Source organism: Yersinia sp. 2540 StPb PI (assembly GCF_052217165.1).
GTDB lineage: Bacteria > Pseudomonadota > Gammaproteobacteria > Enterobacterales > Enterobacteriaceae > Yersinia > Yersinia enterocolitica_E.
The window spans coordinates 1,444,105-1,459,827 of record NZ_JAZGQC010000001.1 but is presented as its reverse complement, the minus strand read 5'-3'; the positions used below and the strand labels follow the sequence as shown (position 1 = coordinate 1,459,827).

The following is a 15,723-nucleotide window of genomic DNA, read 5'->3' as shown; positions in this document are numbered from 1 at the left end:
CGTAGGGTGACTATAGGGGGGGGGCATGGCCTTATGAAATGACGAAAAGTAATTACAAGTTCCATAATGATATATAGGCGTAACAGCATGGCTTGCAGCTAAGTTAGCCAATTCGCACTCAGGGCGATTTTCTTACTTACTGACATAAAATTTCTACACTTTAGGAAGTATACAAATTGTCTATTGGTGTAGACAGTTTCATACTAAGCACCGGAAAGAGTTGTATTGTCCATGCTGCGAGGCATGGCCCAGACTATAACAAGGATATTTCGGTATGTTTTCCCGCCGTCGCCTAAAGTGGGCACTATTCACCCTGTGTTTCAGTACCGTCTTACCGTTGCATGCCGCTACGACTCAGGCCGTTGGTCGAATCGCTGAACAACAAATCCGCCATATCAGCACCTACTTTCCCGGCCGTATGGCGGGTAGCCCGGCAGAATTACTGGCTGCTGAGTATATCAACCACCGTTTTCAGCAAATGGGTTATCAAAGCAACCTGCGGGGTTTTAATACCCGCTATCTGTATACCAGTAAAAACGGTAAATCAAGCTGGCACACACTGACTGCCACCTCGGTGATTGCCGCTCGCAACATAACAACTCTCGATAAAAAGCAGGCGACTGGCAAAGCGGATGACCAGAAACAGATAATTATCATGGCGCACTTTGATACCTACACACCGCAAAGTGATAAAGATTTAGATAAGAATCTGGGTGGGCTGACGCTACAAGGGGTCGATGACAATGCGGCAGGGGTCGGCGTTATGCTGGAACTGGCTGAACATCTGAAAGACACACCATTGCGCTATGATTTGCGTTTTGTGGCACTCAGCGCCGAGGAGATAGGTGCACAAGGTGCCGAGAACTATCTGCAACGAATGAGTAAAACGGAGAAAGCCAACACACTGCTGGTGATCAACTTAGATAGTCTGATAACCGGTGACCGGCTCTATTTTAATGCCAGTAACCAGCCCACAGCCATTGCGGCAAGGGATCAGGCACTTGCGTTGGCACGTCGGTATGGCATTACTGCCGCCACAGTTAAAAACCAGATTAGCTCCCCCTGTAGGGCGGATAAAAATATCTTCTATAACGCCGGATTACCGGTGTTATCTGTCGAAGCAAGCAACTACAGCCTGGGTAACAAAGAGGGTTGTCAGCAACGGGCCATCAGTAGCCACTTTCCTCAAGGTATAACCCGTCATCAAAGCCAGCTAGATAACTTAAATTATCTGGATAAGTACTTACCGGGTCGTATCAGTAAACGTTCACACGATAGTGTGAAAATATTGTTGCCCCTGATACAAGCGCTCGCTGCTGATAAAAAATAATATTGGCTTTGCGTAACTTCGCGCAAAATACAGATAAAAACCAACAAATTCAACGTCAGGGTGATCATTATGATCGCCCTTTTTCGTGCTTTTCACGTATAACTCCTGGTGGGTATAGCACCCATAATTAATTGACTCAATCTCGCTAGTGGGTATAATGCCCACCCGCAACTCACCAGGAGATCACATGGAGAGTGGCGAATTAATAAAGCGATTGCAGGATACGGGCTGGCAAATCAGGGGCTGTAAAAAACCAATGGCGGTAGCCATGTCACGATGTGCAAACCGGGTGTACGCAAGATCATTACGCTACCCCATCCGCGCAAGGATACATCCAAAGGTGTTCTGCGGCAGGCTCAGCAGATTGCCGGGATTAAATTGATTTAAACAAAGCCGTATACCCTAAATCATTCAAGTTGCAGGAAGGTGTGAAGTCACCCACTGGGAACCGCCTCCACACATTGGGTTTGAATGATGACGGGTATAAACGCTTAGGGAGTTAACCATGATCTACCCTATTTTTATTTTCAGTACCACTGAAGGATTCGATGGATATTTTCCCGATCTTGACGGTTGTTTCTTTGCTGGCAATACCTTTGCCGATATCAGTAAAAATGCCGAAGAAGCCTTTGCTGTTCATATTGAAGCACTGATGGATGAAGGTTTTCCATTACCCACGCCCCCGAAAGATCCACAGCGTTACATTGGGGATCCCCGGTTAAAAGAAGAAGCGGGGATTTTGGGGTTTGTTGAGATTGATCCGGCCAAATATGAAAGTAAGGCGGTCAAATTCAATCTGACCATGTCGCAAAATCTGCTGACCGCCATTGATAAGTTTATCGCCACACACCGGGGTTATAAGAACCGTAGCCAATTTCTGGCTGAATTGGCACGTGAGAGAATCATCAGCTAATAGATAATGAAAATGAGGGCACAGGCAGCGCCCTCAGACCACAGACAAATTCAAATAAAGGGAGAACGTGCGGTTGGGTGTAGGCGTTACGCATCAGTCGCCGGAACGCCCATCGGGGATGGTCTACTCTTCATTCACTGAGCTGTAACACTCACAGGGCTATAAATAGCGTTGATATTAGCTTCAACCTTCATGCAGGCCGCATTCGCGTTTCAACCCAAAGAAGCGAGTTTCCTCTTCGCTCATTCCCGGTTCCCATTTACGGGTAGTGTGAGTATCCCCGACCGATAAGTAACCCTGTTCCCAAAGAGGGTGATAGCTCAGGCCATTTTGGGTCAGATATTGATAAATCTGCCGATTATCCCAATCGATAATCGGTAGCAATTTGAAAACGCCACGCTGAATGGCTAACACCGGTAGCTGTGCCCGGCTGCCTGATTGTTCACGGCGAAGACCAGCAAACCACGTTTGAGCCCCCAGCGTTTCCAACGCCCGATTCATGGGTTCCACTTTGTTCAGGTCATTGTAACGTTCAATACCCTCGACTCCTTGCTGCCACAATTTACCGTAACGGGCTTCCTGCCAAGCCGGGCTATGAGGGGCACGAAATACCTGTAAGTTAAGTTGAAGCTTCTCGGTCAAGTCATCAATAAACTGATAAGTTTCTGGGAATAGGTAACCGGTATCAGTAAGAATTACTGGAATATCAGAACGTTGCCGCGTAACAAGATGCAAACAAACGGCGGCCTGAATACCAAAGCTGGAAGAAAGTACAAACTCGCCCGGTAGATTTTCCAATGCCCAGCTCACCCGCTCTTGCGCGGTTAAATGCTCAAGTTGACCGTTAACCAGTACCAGTGCCGCCGCTTGTTCTGCTTTCGGCAGGGCATTAAGTTCACTCAAGTTAAATTGGCTCACACCGCCTCCTGTACGTCATAAAAATCACGGGCTGAATCAATCACTGGAGCAATCACACCAACGCGAATCACAAAGTCACCGAAACCTTCATCAGCATGGCGCTCTTTTGCCCAGCGCCCAACCAACTGATCGGTAATTGCCAGAATTTCATCTTCGGTGATGTTTTCACGATACATCCGCGGTATCCGAGTGCCTTCCCGGTTGCCACCCAGATGCAGGTTATAACGACCAACGGCTTTACCCACCAGCCCTACTTCTGCCAGTAAAGCCCGGCCACAGCCGTTCGGGCAGCCGGTAACTCGCATCACAATATGTTCATTGGGCAAACCGTGTTGCTGCAAAATACCTTCAATACGGGTAACAAACTCTGGCAGGAAGCGTTCAGCTTCGGCCATAGCCAATGGGCAGGTTGGGAATGAAACACACGCCATGGAGTTCTCACGCTGCGGGCTGACACTGTCATCCATCAAGCCATGCTCACGGGCCAGCGCCTCAATACGGGCTTTATCTTTTTCCGGCACCCCTGCCACAATCAGGTTCTGATTCGCAGTTAAGCGGAAATCACCCTGATGGATTTTAGCAATTTCTGCCACACCGGTTTTCAGGCTACGGCCAGGATAATCTAGCAAACGGCCATTTTCGATAAACAGGGTTAAATGCCATTTTTTATCAATGCCTTTCACCCAGCCAATACGATCGCCACGACCAGTAAATTGATAAGGCTTAATAGCGCCGAAACTGACGCCTGCGCGCTTTTCAACTTCCGCTTTGAAGGTTTCTACCCCTACTCGCTCCAGCGTATATTTGGTTTTAGCATTTTTGCGATCGGTACGATTGCCCCAATCACGTTGAGTGGTAACAACCGCTTCAGCGATAGCCAGCGTGTGCTGTAGCGGAATGTAGCCAAATTCACTTGCTTTACGGGGATAGGTATTCTTATCACCATGAGCAATGGATAGCCCACCGCCTACCAACACGTTAAAGCCAATCAGTTTGCCTTTATCGGCGACAGCCACAAAGTTGAGATCGTTGGCGTGTAGATCCACATCATTTTGCGGAGGAATAACAACTGTAGTTTTAAATTTACGCGGTAAATAGGTCGCGCCGAGAATCGGCTCCTCATCGGTGGTCGCCACTTTTTCCGCATCCAACCAAATTTCGGCATAAGCGCGAGTACGCGGCAGCAAATGCTCAGAAATCTTTTTCGCCCATTCGTAGGCTTCCTGATGTAGCACCGATTCCACCGGGTTCGACGTACACAGTACATTACGGTTTACATCGTTTGCCGTCGCCAACGCATCCAGCCCCAATTGATTAAGCAACTGATGGGCCGGTTTAACATTACCTTTCAGAATGCCATGGAACTGGAATGTCTGGCGATTGGTGATACGGATGCTGCCGTATAAGGTGTTATCCGCCGCAAACTTATCAATTCCCAACCATTGCTGTGGGGTAATAATCCCCCCTGGCAAGCGGCAACGTAGCATCATGGCATGACGTGGTTCCAGCTTCTGCTCGGCGCGTTCGGCGCGGATATCACGGTCATCCTGCTGGTACATACCGTGGAAGCGGATTAACAGGAAGTTGTCGCCATTGAAACCACCCGTTAGACCGTCATTCAAGTCTTTGGCAATGGTCCCACGCAGGAAATTGCTTTCCGACTTCATACGTTCGCCATCAGACAGTTTTCCAGTAACGACTAATGGCCCTGGGTGTTTTTCATTCATCAGTACACATCCCGCTGATAACGGCGCGCCAGGCGCAGCTCACTTAAATATTCATCAGCCTGCTCGGTATCCATTGCACCGTGCAGAGCCACCACGTCCAGTAAAACCTGCTCAACGTCTTTGGCCATGCGGTTAGCATCGCCACAGACGTAAATGTGGGCACCTTGTTGTATCCAGTTCCACAGTTCTGCGCCCTGTGCGCGCAGTTTGTCTTGTACGTATATTTTATGGGCCTGATCGCGCGACCAAGCCAGATCAATGCGGGTCAGCAAGCCGTCTTTAACATAGCGCTGCCATTCAACCTGATAGAGGAAATCCTCGGTGAAATGAGGGTTGCCAAAGAACAACCAATTCTTGCCACTCGCACCATCGGCCTCACGCTGTTGCATAAAGGCGCGGAAAGGTGCAATACCGGTACCGGGACCAATCATGATAACTGGCGTTTGCGGGTTAGCAGGCAGGCGGAAGTTATCGTTATGTTCGATAAAGACTCGAATATCACCCTCCACTTCCAGCCGATCAGCCAAATACCCTGACGCCCCTCCGGTACGTGGCCGCCCATCAATGTCATAGCGCACCACACCCACAGTGATATGTACTTCGTTTTCAGTCTCAGCCTGTGAGGAAGCAATGGAGTACAAGCGCGGCGTCAGTGGCCGTAACAGCGCAATCAGCTGATCAGCATTGAGATCAGACGGGGCCTGTCTAACCATATCAACGATCGGGGTATTTTTGGCATATTGTTGCAGCGCCGGTTTATCTGCCAGCAGCGCAATCAGCTTCTCATCACGGGAAAGTGCCGCATACTTATCAACGATCAGCGTCGTATTTTGTGTCAGTTCAAAATGGCTGCGCAATGCCTGTGCCAGTGGCAGATTCTGCCCGTCGACACTGACCTGTTCGTCACCTTTAAGCCACAACAGAGCGAGCAGCTCGTCTACCAGGGCCGGGTCATTATCAAACCAGACCCCCAGTGCATCACCGGGTTGGTAACGCAGACCTGAATCGGCTAAATCTATTTCAATGTGGCGGACATCTTTTTCGGAGTTACGGCCTGTCACTTTCTGCTGTACCGATAATTGCGCGGTCAGTGGTGCCGTTTTGCTGTATGGGCTGGATGTGATTTCATCCACGACACCACTTTGAGTTACCGCCGCCGCAGTTGCCGATTGTGCCGGCACCCGAGCCTGTAACACTGCAACGATCTGCTGACGCCACTGCTGTGCCGATTCCTGATATTCCACATCCGCATCGACACGATCCAATAAGCGCTGAGCACCAAGTTCCGCCAATTTGCTGTCGAAATCTTTACCTGCCTGGCAAAAGTGCTCGTAAGAGGTGTCCCCTAATCCAAACACAGCAAAGGCGGTTTCCGGCAACTTAGGCGCTTTTTTAGAGAATAAGTATTTGTGCAATGCAACCGCTTCTTCCGCGGGTTCACCTTCGCCCTGAGTGGAGGCAACGACAATTAATAGGCGTTCTTGTGCAATTTGCTTAAACTTATAATCACCCGCATTGACCAAATTGACATTAAGTTTAGCCGCCAGAAGGTCATCACGTAGCTGTTCCGCCAAGCGGCGTGCATTACCGGTCTGAGAGGCAGAGATAAGGGTAATCGTCAGCGCTGGCGGAGCCACTGCCGCTGGGGTTGCAGCCACACCTGGCTGTTGATTAACCATGCCCCAGAAATAACCGGACAACCATGCCATTTGGGTTGGGGAAAACTCACCAACCGCCGCCTGTAAGCGGGCTAACTGCTCCGGCGATAGCGGAAGTAAAGAAGTAGGAGGAACCTGAGTCGTCATTGCAGTACGCATTCCCTTAAGCTTTAGCCAGTGTCAGTCGATCTATTTTCAGCACATATTTCTTAATGTTTGTAAGGTTAACCATCCCGATAATAACAATTAAAGAAGCGATAGAAATAATAAATAACCAAAACGACTAAGCGGTTTTTCAGGTAATGGATATGAGTTAAAGTGTTCAACTTATTAAGAAAATTTTCACTAACCCATATCAAGCTATTAATTTGCCACGTCTACATATAAATCAGTAAGCTACGGGTAAAAGGCCGGTTTGCCAGGGGCCAGGAAGCGCTCCCCGTTGTGCGCTTTCATAGCCAGCAGAGGTGCTTTCCGGTACTATGCGGCGGTTTTTTGAGTCAATAAGGTCAGGACTATGAGCACCACCCTATTTAAAGATTTTCAATTTGAAGCCGCTCACCGGCTGCCCCATGTTGCGGAAGGTCATAAGTGTGGCCGTTTGCACGGTCATTCATTTATGGTCCGTATCGAGGTTACCGGTGAAGTCGATGCTCACTCCGGCTGGGTGATGGATTTTGCTGATCTGAAAGCGGCATTTAAACCTATTTGGGAACGACTGGATCACTACTATCTGAATGATATTCCCGGTTTGGAAAACCCGACCAGTGAAGTACTGGCCAGTTGGATTTGGCAACAGCTTAAACCGCAGTTACCAGAACTGAGCGCAGTAATGGTGAAAGAGACCTGTTCTGCGGGCTGCGTTTATCGCGGATAATAAATCGCGACTAACAAATCGATACCCAAAGTCATTGATGTTGCAGCGCTTGCGCTGGCCCGCAGGGTGAGCCTCTTATAAGGCTCATAATCCCAATGAGCTTACATGAGTAAGTGATTTGGGTGACAAATCTGTCGGGAGCAGATTTGAACGCTGCTTGCAGCGGCCTCACAGAGGCGAGGCCCATGGACGGGCCGAGTAATGAGCGCCGCAACACCGCTGCGGCGGCAAGGACGAAGGGGATTAAGCGATATTTAAATACTTATGCGTCTGCATCGACAACCGCCAATTCTTGGCAATACAAGTTTCGATACAGAGCTTAGTAGCGTCGTCTTTCTGGCTGATGGGTTGTAACGCAATAATCCGCTTTTTGTCGTCATCCAGCGTGGCAAGCAGTGCCTCTAATGCCTCGATATCACGCATGCGGCCAACCGGATGTTTGATTTCATCGGCGCGTTGCAATGCCTGAGGCAATACTTTCAGGCCACCGCGCATATTTACTTTTGGCGAAACCGTCACCCAGGTCGTCGCTGAACACCGCACATCATGCGTGCCGCTGGTTTCAATCTGACAGCTATAACCGGCCTGCTCCAACAATGAGGTTAAGGGGAATAAGTCGTAAATAGCGGGTTCTCCGCCAGTGATAACAACATGGCGAGCGGTATATCCCTGCTGAGAGAAAATCTCCAGTAGCTGTTGTGCGCAGGCTTCCCCCCAGGCATCACTTTCGGCAGTTTTCACCATAATACGCTGCATATCAACTTCCCGATCGGCTTCCTTTTCCCAAGTGTGTTTGGTATCGCACCAGCTACAACCTACCGGGCAGCCCTGCAAACGCACAAAGATCGCCGGTACACCGGTGAAGTAACCCTCGCCTTGCAAGGTTTGGAACATCTCATTAATCGGGTACAGCATCAGTTTCTCTATATTCATTCAAGCCAATCGGCGATTATCGCAGATTCTCTGACTGTGACCAAACTGGCAACGCTTATGCTGCCAGTTTGTCTGTATCAGAGTATTACTCAATCACACCACAAGCCATGCGCGCACCGCCACCGCCTAACGGCATTGGATGATCGGCATAGTTGTCACCACCGGCATGAATCATCAAGGCATGCTGCTTCAGTTCAGAGAGTGATTTCAGCCGCGGAGCCAATACCTGATAAGTCGCACTGCCATCAGCATTCACTACCAGCCCCGGCAAATCCCCCAGATGCCCTTTGTCATTATAAGGGCCAAGGTGTACGGCCGTTTTTTGTGGGTCCAAATGGCCGCCAGCGGCAAGGGCTGGCACGGGTTTGCCGTCTTTCTGCCCTGGTGCACAACTTGGGAATTCATGCAGATGGAATCCATGAATTCCCGCCACCAGCCCGGTCAAATTAGGCGTGAACAGTAAACCATAAGGTGTTTCAGTCACTGTCACCGTGCCCAGAGCTTTACCATTACCTTCAGGGAGTGCTTCGTTCATGGTCACAGTAACGCCCGCAGCCAGCACACTGCTGGTAAAAAGCATCGCTGGCAACATTAAGTATTTCAGTTTCATCCGTTATCTTCCTTTATGCATTATTGTCGAATCATTCGGGTACACATTAATGATAACGGGTGATGAATTATCTGCACGGCAGCGGTGTAAGAGATGTGAAGCCGATGTGTGGGGTGGGTGAGATTCAGATTAATCCCGCAGAGGTAAGTAAGTGGTAATAACAGGCTAATTTGTAACAATGACAGCTCACGATCCGCATATTACCGAAGCTTGCCCCGCCATATCCCATAAAAAAACCCGCCTATTAAGGCGGGCTTTATCAACAAACTGTTTTACTGAAGGTAAAGCGCAGTAATTACTGGCCTTTCACTTCTTTCAGACCGTTGAATGGTGCGCGGTCGCCCAGCGCTTCCTCAATCCGAATAAGCTGGTTGTATTTAGCAACACGGTCAGAACGGCTCATTGAACCAGTTTTGATTTGGCCTGCTGCGGTACCTACTGCCAGGTCGGCAATGGTAGCATCTTCGGTTTCGCCTGAACGGTGAGAGATAACCGCGGTGTAACCTGCATCTTTCGCCATCTTGATAGCAGCCAGAGTTTCGGTCAGAGAACCGATCTGGTTGAATTTGATCAAGATAGAGTTAGCAACACCTTTCTCGATACCTTCTTTCAGGATCTTGGTGTTGGTTACAAACAGGTCGTCACCAACCAGTTGGATTTTGTCACCCAAAACTTCGGTCTGGTATTTGAAGCCAGCCCAGTCAGATTCGTCCAAGCCATCTTCGATGGAGACGATTGGGTACTGTTTGGTCAGGTCTTCCAGGAAGTGAGTGAACTCTTCAGAAGTGAACGCTTTGTTGCCTTCGCCAGCCAGAACATATTTGCCATCTTTGTAGAACTCAGATGCCGCACAGTCCATAGCCAGAGTAACGTCTTTGCCCAACACGTAGCCTGCTTGTTTTACCGCTTCAGCGATAACAGCCAGTGCTTCGGCGTTAGAACCCAGATTTGGTGCATAACCGCCTTCGTCGCCTACCGCAGTGCTCATGCCTTTAGACTTCAGAACTTTAGCCAAAGTATGGAACACTTCTGAACCGATGCGAACCGCTTCTTTCAGAGTTTTCGCGCCTACTGGCTGAATCATAAACTCTTGAATATCAACGTTGTTATCAGCATGTTCGCCGCCGTTGATGATGTTCATCATAGGCAGTGGCATAGAGAATTTGCCTGGGGTGCCGTTCAGTTCAGCAATGTGCTCGTACAAAGGCATGCCTTTAGACGCTGCTGCTGCTTTCGCTGCTGCCAGAGAAACAGCCAGGATGGCGTTAGCACCAAACTGGGATTTGTTCTCAGTACCATCCAGATCGATCATGATCTTATCGATGTTAGCCTGGTCTTTAGCATCTTTACCCATAACTGCCTGAGCAATTGGGCCATTTACTGCTGCAACGGCTTTCAGAACGCCTTTGCCCAGGAAACGGGATTTGTCACCGTCACGCAGTTCCAGTGCTTCACGGGAACCGGTAGAAGCACCTGATGGTGCCGCAGCCAAACCAACAAAACCGCCTTCCAGATGAACTTCAGCTTCTACAGTTGGGTTACCACGGGAGTCGATGATTTCGCGACCGATGACTTTAACGATTTTGGACATTAGATTTTCCTCAGTACAAGTTAAACTAAAACTCCAGACAGAGGGGGCGACATCGCTGCCGCCCCTTCTACCAAATATTTTATTTCACCTGGCGCTTCTGATAATCACCAGCCGCTTTAACAAAGCCGGCGAACAACGGGTGACCATCACGTGGCGTCGAAGTAAATTCTGGATGGAACTGACAAGCTACAAACCACGGGTGGTTTGGTAACTCAATAATTTCCACCAGTTTGTTATCCGCAGAACGCCCTGCTACACGTAACCCGGCGGCTTCAATCTGCTTCAACAACATGTTGTTTACTTCATAGCGATGACGATGGCGCTCAACGATGGTAGGTTCGCCATACATCTGACGTACCAGGCTACCTTCGGTCAGGTGACATTGTTGCCCACCCACCCGCATGGTACCGCCCAAATCGCTCTCTTCCGTGCGTACTTCAACGTTGCCGTCTTCATCACGCCATTCGGTGATTAATGCAACCACCGGATACTTACAGTCTGGCACAAATTCGGTGGAGTTTGCGTTTTCCATCCCCGCTACGTTGCGGGCAAACTCCATCAGTGCAACTTGCATACCCAGGCAAATACCCAGATAAGGAATATTGTGTTCACGGGCATAACGCGCTGCCAGAACCTTGCCTTCCACACCACGGTAACCAAAGCCACCTGGGATCAGAATAGCATCCAGTCCTTTCAGCATCTCTTCGCCGCGTGTCTCAACATCTTGCGAATCAATCAGCTTGATGTTCACCGTCAGGCGATTTTTCAGCCCACCGTGTTTGAGCGCTTCAATCACAGATTTATAAGCATCCGGCAATTCTACGTATTTACCGATCATCCCGATGGTCACTTCGCCACCTGGATTCGACTCTTCGTATAATACCTGTTCCCATTCAGCAAGATTTGCTTCAGGACAAGTTAAGCTGAATCGTTTACAAATATAATCGTCAAGGCCCTGTGATTTCAATAGCCCTGGGATTTTATAAATGGAATCAACATCTTTTAGGGAGATAACCGCTTTTTCTGGCACATTACAGAACAAGGCAATTTTGGCCCGTTCATTAGCAGGAACTGCGCGATCAGAACGGCAAATTAGCACATCTGGCTGAATACCAATGGAAAGCAGCTCTTTTACCGAATGTTGCGTTGGCTTAGTTTTCACTTCACCGGCAGCCGCCAGGTAAGGAACCAACGTCAGATGCATATAAAGCGTGTGCTCGCGGCCAACATCAACTGCCATCTGGCGAATAGCTTCCAGGAATGGCAAGGATTCGATATCGCCCACGGTGCCACCAATTTCAACCAAAACCACATCGTGGCCTTCGCCGCCTTCGATGATGCGCTCTTTGATAGCATTGGTAATATGAGGGATAACCTGGATAGTCGCACCCAGATAGTCGCCACGGCGTTCTTTACGCAGAACTTCAGAATAGATACGGCCAGTGGTGAAGTTGTTACGACGGGTCATTTTGGTGCGAATGAAACGCTCGTAATGCCCTAAATCCAGATCGGTTTCAGCACCATCTTCGGTGACGAAAACTTCCCCGTGTTGAGTCGGGCTCATGGTGCCCGGATCCACGTTGATGTACGGGTCCAGTTTCATGATGGTAACGTTGAGGCCACGGGCTTCAAGTATAGCCGCCAGAGAGGCTGCGGCAATGCCTTTACCCAGAGAGGATACGACCCCGCCGGTCACAAAAATATAATTAGTTGTCATGCTGAACCTGAGAGTTTAGGTTTAAAGACGATGGAAGAACCAAGACGGGAAAGTAGTATACTCGAACCTTGGTTTCGCTACAAACTATCTCCGCGCCAGTGGCCATTTTCGCGACCAAAACCGCACGGAACATCGTCTTGCTATCCGTTATAATTCAATATATTAACGTAATTAAAATCCAACAACCATCCGCCGAATGAATTAAAACACCTTAAATTTCAGTTTCTTGCTTTTTAACTTGCTGCCAGGCGGCTTCCATTTCTTCCAGCGTCGCGCGCTCCATGCTCTTCCCTGATGCCGTAACTATTTGTTCTACCTGACGAAAACGACGTTCAAACTTGCGGTTAGCTGCCTGTAAGGCATTTTCAGCTTTATGGCCTAAATGACGAGATAAGTTAACCGTAGCAAACAGCAAATCGCCAATTTCTTCCCCCAGTTTTTCTTCATCCACCACCGCCTGGCGAGCTTCGAACATCACTTCATCGATCTCTTCATAGACTTTGTCCAAAACCGGACCAAGTGTGTCCCAATCAAAACCAACCGCTGCGCAGCGCTTTTGGATTTTATGGGCTTTCATCAATGCTGGTAGTGCATCGGGAATATCATCCAGTGCCGAATACAGGGCTTTCTCCGCTCTTTCCTCGGCTTTACGCGATTCCCAACCCGCCAGCGCCGCTTCACTGCCAATCGCTACGTCAGTGGCGTTTAGCGCAGCATTAGGGAATACATGAGGGTGACGACGCTCCAGTTTGTCGCTGATGGCATGACAAACATCATCAAACGCAAACAGCCCCTGTTCCTGCCCCATTTGGGCATAAAACACCACCTGAAACAGCAAATCGCCCAGCTCATCACGTAAATCGTCAAAATCCTTGCGCGCAATCGCGTCAAGCACCTCATAGGTTTCTTCTAATGTATAGGGAGCGATGGTGTCAAACGTCTGTTTACGATCCCACGGGCAGCCGTGTTCCGGGTCACGTAAGGTACGCATAATATCCAACAAACGTTGCAAAGCTAAGGCGTTGATATCAGGGGTAGTTACTGGCTGGGTCATCTCAATTTATTCACTTTTGCTGTTTAAAATTCGAGGCGTAGCGGGCGCAGGCAGATTGCGGCCAGCGCACAGCCCCCGGAGCGTACACGCAGTACGTGAGGAGGGCGAGCACTGCCCAATATCAAGATGCTAAAGCGCAGTAGCCGTTTAAAGTTCACTAATTGCCGTGGAGCCGACGGGCATCTATCACATCCGGCAACTGATTCAGCTTGGCTAACACCCTACCCAGCACCTGCAAGTTGTAAATCTCGATATCCATATCGATGGTGGCGAGCATCTTTTTGGTATCGCTGCGGCTGGCAACCCCCAATACATTGACCTTTTCGTTCGCCAGTATGGTGGTGATATCACGTAACAAACCACTGCGATCATTGGCGGTCACCCGCACCACTAATGAATAGCCACTGGAGTAGCTTTCACCCCAAACCGCATCAACAATCCGCTCTGGTGCATGAGACTGCAATTCAGCCAGTTGTTCACAATCAGCACGATGAATGGATATCCCCCGCCCCTGGGTAATAAAACCAATAATCTCATCACCGGGAATCGGTTGGCAGCAGCGGGCAATATGGTGCATCAGATTGCCAACACCTTCGACCACAATGCGCCCGCTGTCTTTGCTGGCGTTGCGTGGTGGTGGCTGATGCTTATTATTCAGATGGCGCAATGCCTCTAAATCAGCCTCTTCCGCTGTTGGCTTGTTCAGCTTGCCTTGCAGGAAGTTGACCATCTGATTCAGACGGATATCACCACCGCCAATGGCCGCCAACACTTCATCCATCGAATTCATGTTATAGCGCGGAACCAGCAGCTTCTCAGCCTCTTTTAGGCTGATATCCATATGTTCCAATTCGTCGTCCAGCATCTGCCGGCCAGCAAGAATATTCTTGTCTCTATCTTGTTTTCTAAACCAGTTATGGATCTTGGATCGCCCACGACTGGTAGTGACATAACCGAGGTTAGGATTCAGCCAGTCACGGCTTGGGTTGGGCTGCTTCTGGGTGATAATTTCAATCTGGTCACCCATCTGTAACTGATAGGTAAACGGCACAATTCGGCCACTGATTTTAGCACCTATGCAGCGGTGCCCCACATCACTGTGAATATGATAAGCAAAGTCGAGTGGGGTAGAACCGGCAGGTAAATCAATAACATCGCCTTTCGGGGTAAACACATAGACCCGGTCGTCAAATACCTGACTGCGCACTTCATCCAGCATCTCGCCAGAATCTGCCATCTCTTCCTGCCAAGCAATCAGCTTACGTAACCAGGCAATGCGCCCTTCATAGCCAGAACGCCCCGCCGCCACAGCACCTTCTTTGTACTTCCAGTGGGCAGCAACCCCCAGTTCAGCATCTTCATGCATCTGGCGGGTACGAATTTGAATCTCCAGCGTTTTCCCACGCGGCCCGAGGACTACAGTATGAATTGACTGATAGCCATTGGGTTTAGGGTTAGCGACGTAATCATCAAACTCATCAGGCAAATGACGGAAATGAGTATGCACAATCCCCAATGCGGCATAGCAGTCCTGCAAACGCTCGACGACCACTCGCACAGCGCGCACATCGAATAACTCATCGAAGGCCAACGACTTTTTCTGCATCTTGCGCCAAATACTGTAGATATGCTTTGGTCGGCCATAAATATCAGCTTTGATACCTTCATCCGCCATTGCTTTGTGCAATGAAGCGACAAAATCATCAATGAATTGTTCACGATCAATACGACGCTCATGAAGCAATTTAGCAATTTGTTTATATTCATCGGGATGCAGATAGCGGAAGCAGAAGTCTTCCAACTCCCACTTAATCTGGCCAATACCCAAGCGGTTAGCCAGCGGGGCATAAATATTGGAACACTCTTTGGCCGCCAGCACGCGTTCGTCTTCCGGTGCATCTTTCACTTCACGCAAATGAGCAATACGCTCAGCCAGTTTGATGACCACGCAGCGAAAATCTTCCACCATCGCCAGCAGCATACGGCGCACGTTATCCACTTGCTCAGAGCTCATGGAATCGTTGTGAGTGGCTTTTAATTGGCGGATAGCGTCCATGTCACGCACGCCATGCACCAGATAGGTGATACCCTTGCCAAATTGCTCAGTCAGGGTGGTTTCATCCACCACATTGGCATCCACCAGCGGGAACAGTAGCGCCGCGCGCATACTGTCGTTATCCATGCTCAGAGTGGAAAGAATCTCAACCATTTCGAGACCGCGCCACAACAATAACGAGGCATCAGGATGGTTTTGCGTCTGTTGCTCACAGTAACGCCAGGTTTCGGCCAATCGCTCACCTGACTGCGGATTAGGAAGCCCCAAGCTGGCGATCCAGTCGTCGAGAGCAAACTCACCCGCCGGATTCAAATGTGCACTTCGTACCGCAACCATAAC

12 protein-coding genes and 1 pseudogene are annotated in these 15,723 nt (G+C 49.4%); 4 read left to right on the top strand and 9 right to left on the bottom strand.

Going from position 1 to position 15,723, the window contains the following annotated elements; all coding sequences use genetic code 11:
• Window positions 1–274: 274 nt before the first annotated feature.
• From V1956_RS06460 to V1956_RS06450, 3 genes and pseudogenes are all read left to right on the top strand, one after another.
• The gene (locus V1956_RS06460) at window positions 275–1,330 is read left to right on the top strand and encodes an aminopeptidase (protein ID WP_442824920.1); all 1,056 of its coding nucleotides are present in this window, start codon (window positions 275–277) and stop codon (window positions 1,328–1,330) included.
• Window positions 1,331–1,517: 187 nt separating this feature from the next.
• Window positions 1,518–1,717: pseudogene (locus V1956_RS06455) on the top strand (type II toxin-antitoxin system HicA family toxin).
• A 118-nt stretch (window positions 1,718–1,835) separates the two neighbouring features.
• The gene (locus V1956_RS06450; protein ID WP_372558057.1) at window positions 1,836–2,243 is read left to right on the top strand and encodes a type II toxin-antitoxin system HicB family antitoxin; all 408 of its coding nucleotides are present in this window, start codon (window positions 1,836–1,838) and stop codon (window positions 2,241–2,243) included.
• A gap of 183 nt (window positions 2,244–2,426) precedes the next feature.
• On the opposite strand, the gene V1956_RS06445 is transcribed toward V1956_RS06450, so the two are convergent.
• From V1956_RS06445 to cysJ, 3 genes are read right to left on the bottom strand one after another with little or no spacing between them, the layout of a single operon-like run.
• On the bottom strand, window positions 2,427–3,161 hold the full coding sequence (locus tag V1956_RS06445) for a phosphoadenylyl-sulfate reductase (RefSeq protein ID WP_372558056.1): 735 nt from the start codon (window positions 3,159–3,161) through the stop codon (window positions 2,427–2,429).
• Complete coding sequence (gene cysI / locus V1956_RS06440) at window positions 3,158–4,888, bottom strand: assimilatory sulfite reductase (NADPH) hemoprotein subunit (RefSeq protein WP_372558055.1); 1,731 nt, start codon at window positions 4,886–4,888, stop codon at window positions 3,158–3,160. The genes V1956_RS06445 and cysI overlap by 4 nt, the downstream gene beginning before the upstream one ends.
• Window positions 4,888–6,693 carry an NADPH-dependent assimilatory sulfite reductase flavoprotein subunit gene (cysJ, locus tag V1956_RS06435; RefSeq protein ID WP_442825784.1) on the bottom strand — a complete coding sequence of 602 codons (1,806 nt, stop codon included), beginning with the start codon at window positions 6,691–6,693 and terminating at the stop codon, window positions 4,888–4,890. The genes cysI and cysJ overlap by 1 nt, the downstream gene beginning before the upstream one ends.
• Window positions 6,694–7,063: 370 nt before the next feature.
• Here cysJ and queD point away from each other — a divergent pair, with 370 nt between their 5' ends.
• Window positions 7,064–7,423 (top strand): 6-carboxytetrahydropterin synthase QueD, encoded by a 360-nt coding sequence (gene queD, locus V1956_RS06430; protein WP_372558054.1) that lies wholly within the window; start codon window positions 7,064–7,066, stop codon window positions 7,421–7,423.
• Between the two features lie 243 nt (window positions 7,424–7,666).
• Here the strand turns inward: queD and queE are convergent, their stop codons facing one another.
• The 6 genes from queE to relA all read right to left on the bottom strand — a co-directional run bounded on the left by queE (window position 7,667) and on the right by relA (window position 15,720).
• Window positions 7,667–8,338, bottom strand: coding sequence for a 7-carboxy-7-deazaguanine synthase QueE (gene queE / locus V1956_RS06425; RefSeq protein ID WP_372558053.1), 672 nt, complete (start codon window positions 8,336–8,338; stop codon window positions 7,667–7,669).
• 103 nt (window positions 8,339–8,441) lie between these two features.
• Window positions 8,442–8,966: a superoxide dismutase [Cu-Zn] SodC gene (gene sodC, locus V1956_RS06420; protein WP_372558052.1), complete on the bottom strand. Its 525-nt coding sequence runs from the start codon at window positions 8,964–8,966 to the stop codon at window positions 8,442–8,444.
• Window positions 8,967–9,261: 295 nt separating this feature from the next.
• Window positions 9,262–10,557 (bottom strand): phosphopyruvate hydratase, encoded by a 1,296-nt coding sequence (gene eno, locus V1956_RS06415; RefSeq protein ID WP_050086475.1) that lies wholly within the window; start codon window positions 10,555–10,557, stop codon window positions 9,262–9,264.
• 79 nt (window positions 10,558–10,636) lie between these two features.
• Window positions 10,637–12,274: a glutamine hydrolyzing CTP synthase gene (pyrG, locus tag V1956_RS06410; protein WP_004701112.1), complete on the bottom strand. Its 1,638-nt coding sequence runs from the start codon at window positions 12,272–12,274 to the stop codon at window positions 10,637–10,639.
• A gap of 211 nt (window positions 12,275–12,485) precedes the next feature.
• A complete protein-coding gene (mazG, locus tag V1956_RS06405) occupies window positions 12,486–13,328 on the bottom strand; it encodes a nucleoside triphosphate pyrophosphohydrolase (protein ID WP_420074250.1) in 843 nt (280 codons plus the stop codon).
• Between the two features lie 157 nt (window positions 13,329–13,485).
• The gene (relA, locus tag V1956_RS06400) at window positions 13,486–15,720 is read right to left on the bottom strand and encodes a GTP diphosphokinase (protein WP_372558050.1); all 2,235 of its coding nucleotides are present in this window, start codon (window positions 15,718–15,720) and stop codon (window positions 13,486–13,488) included.
• Between the last annotated feature and the right edge of the window lie 3 nt (window positions 15,721–15,723).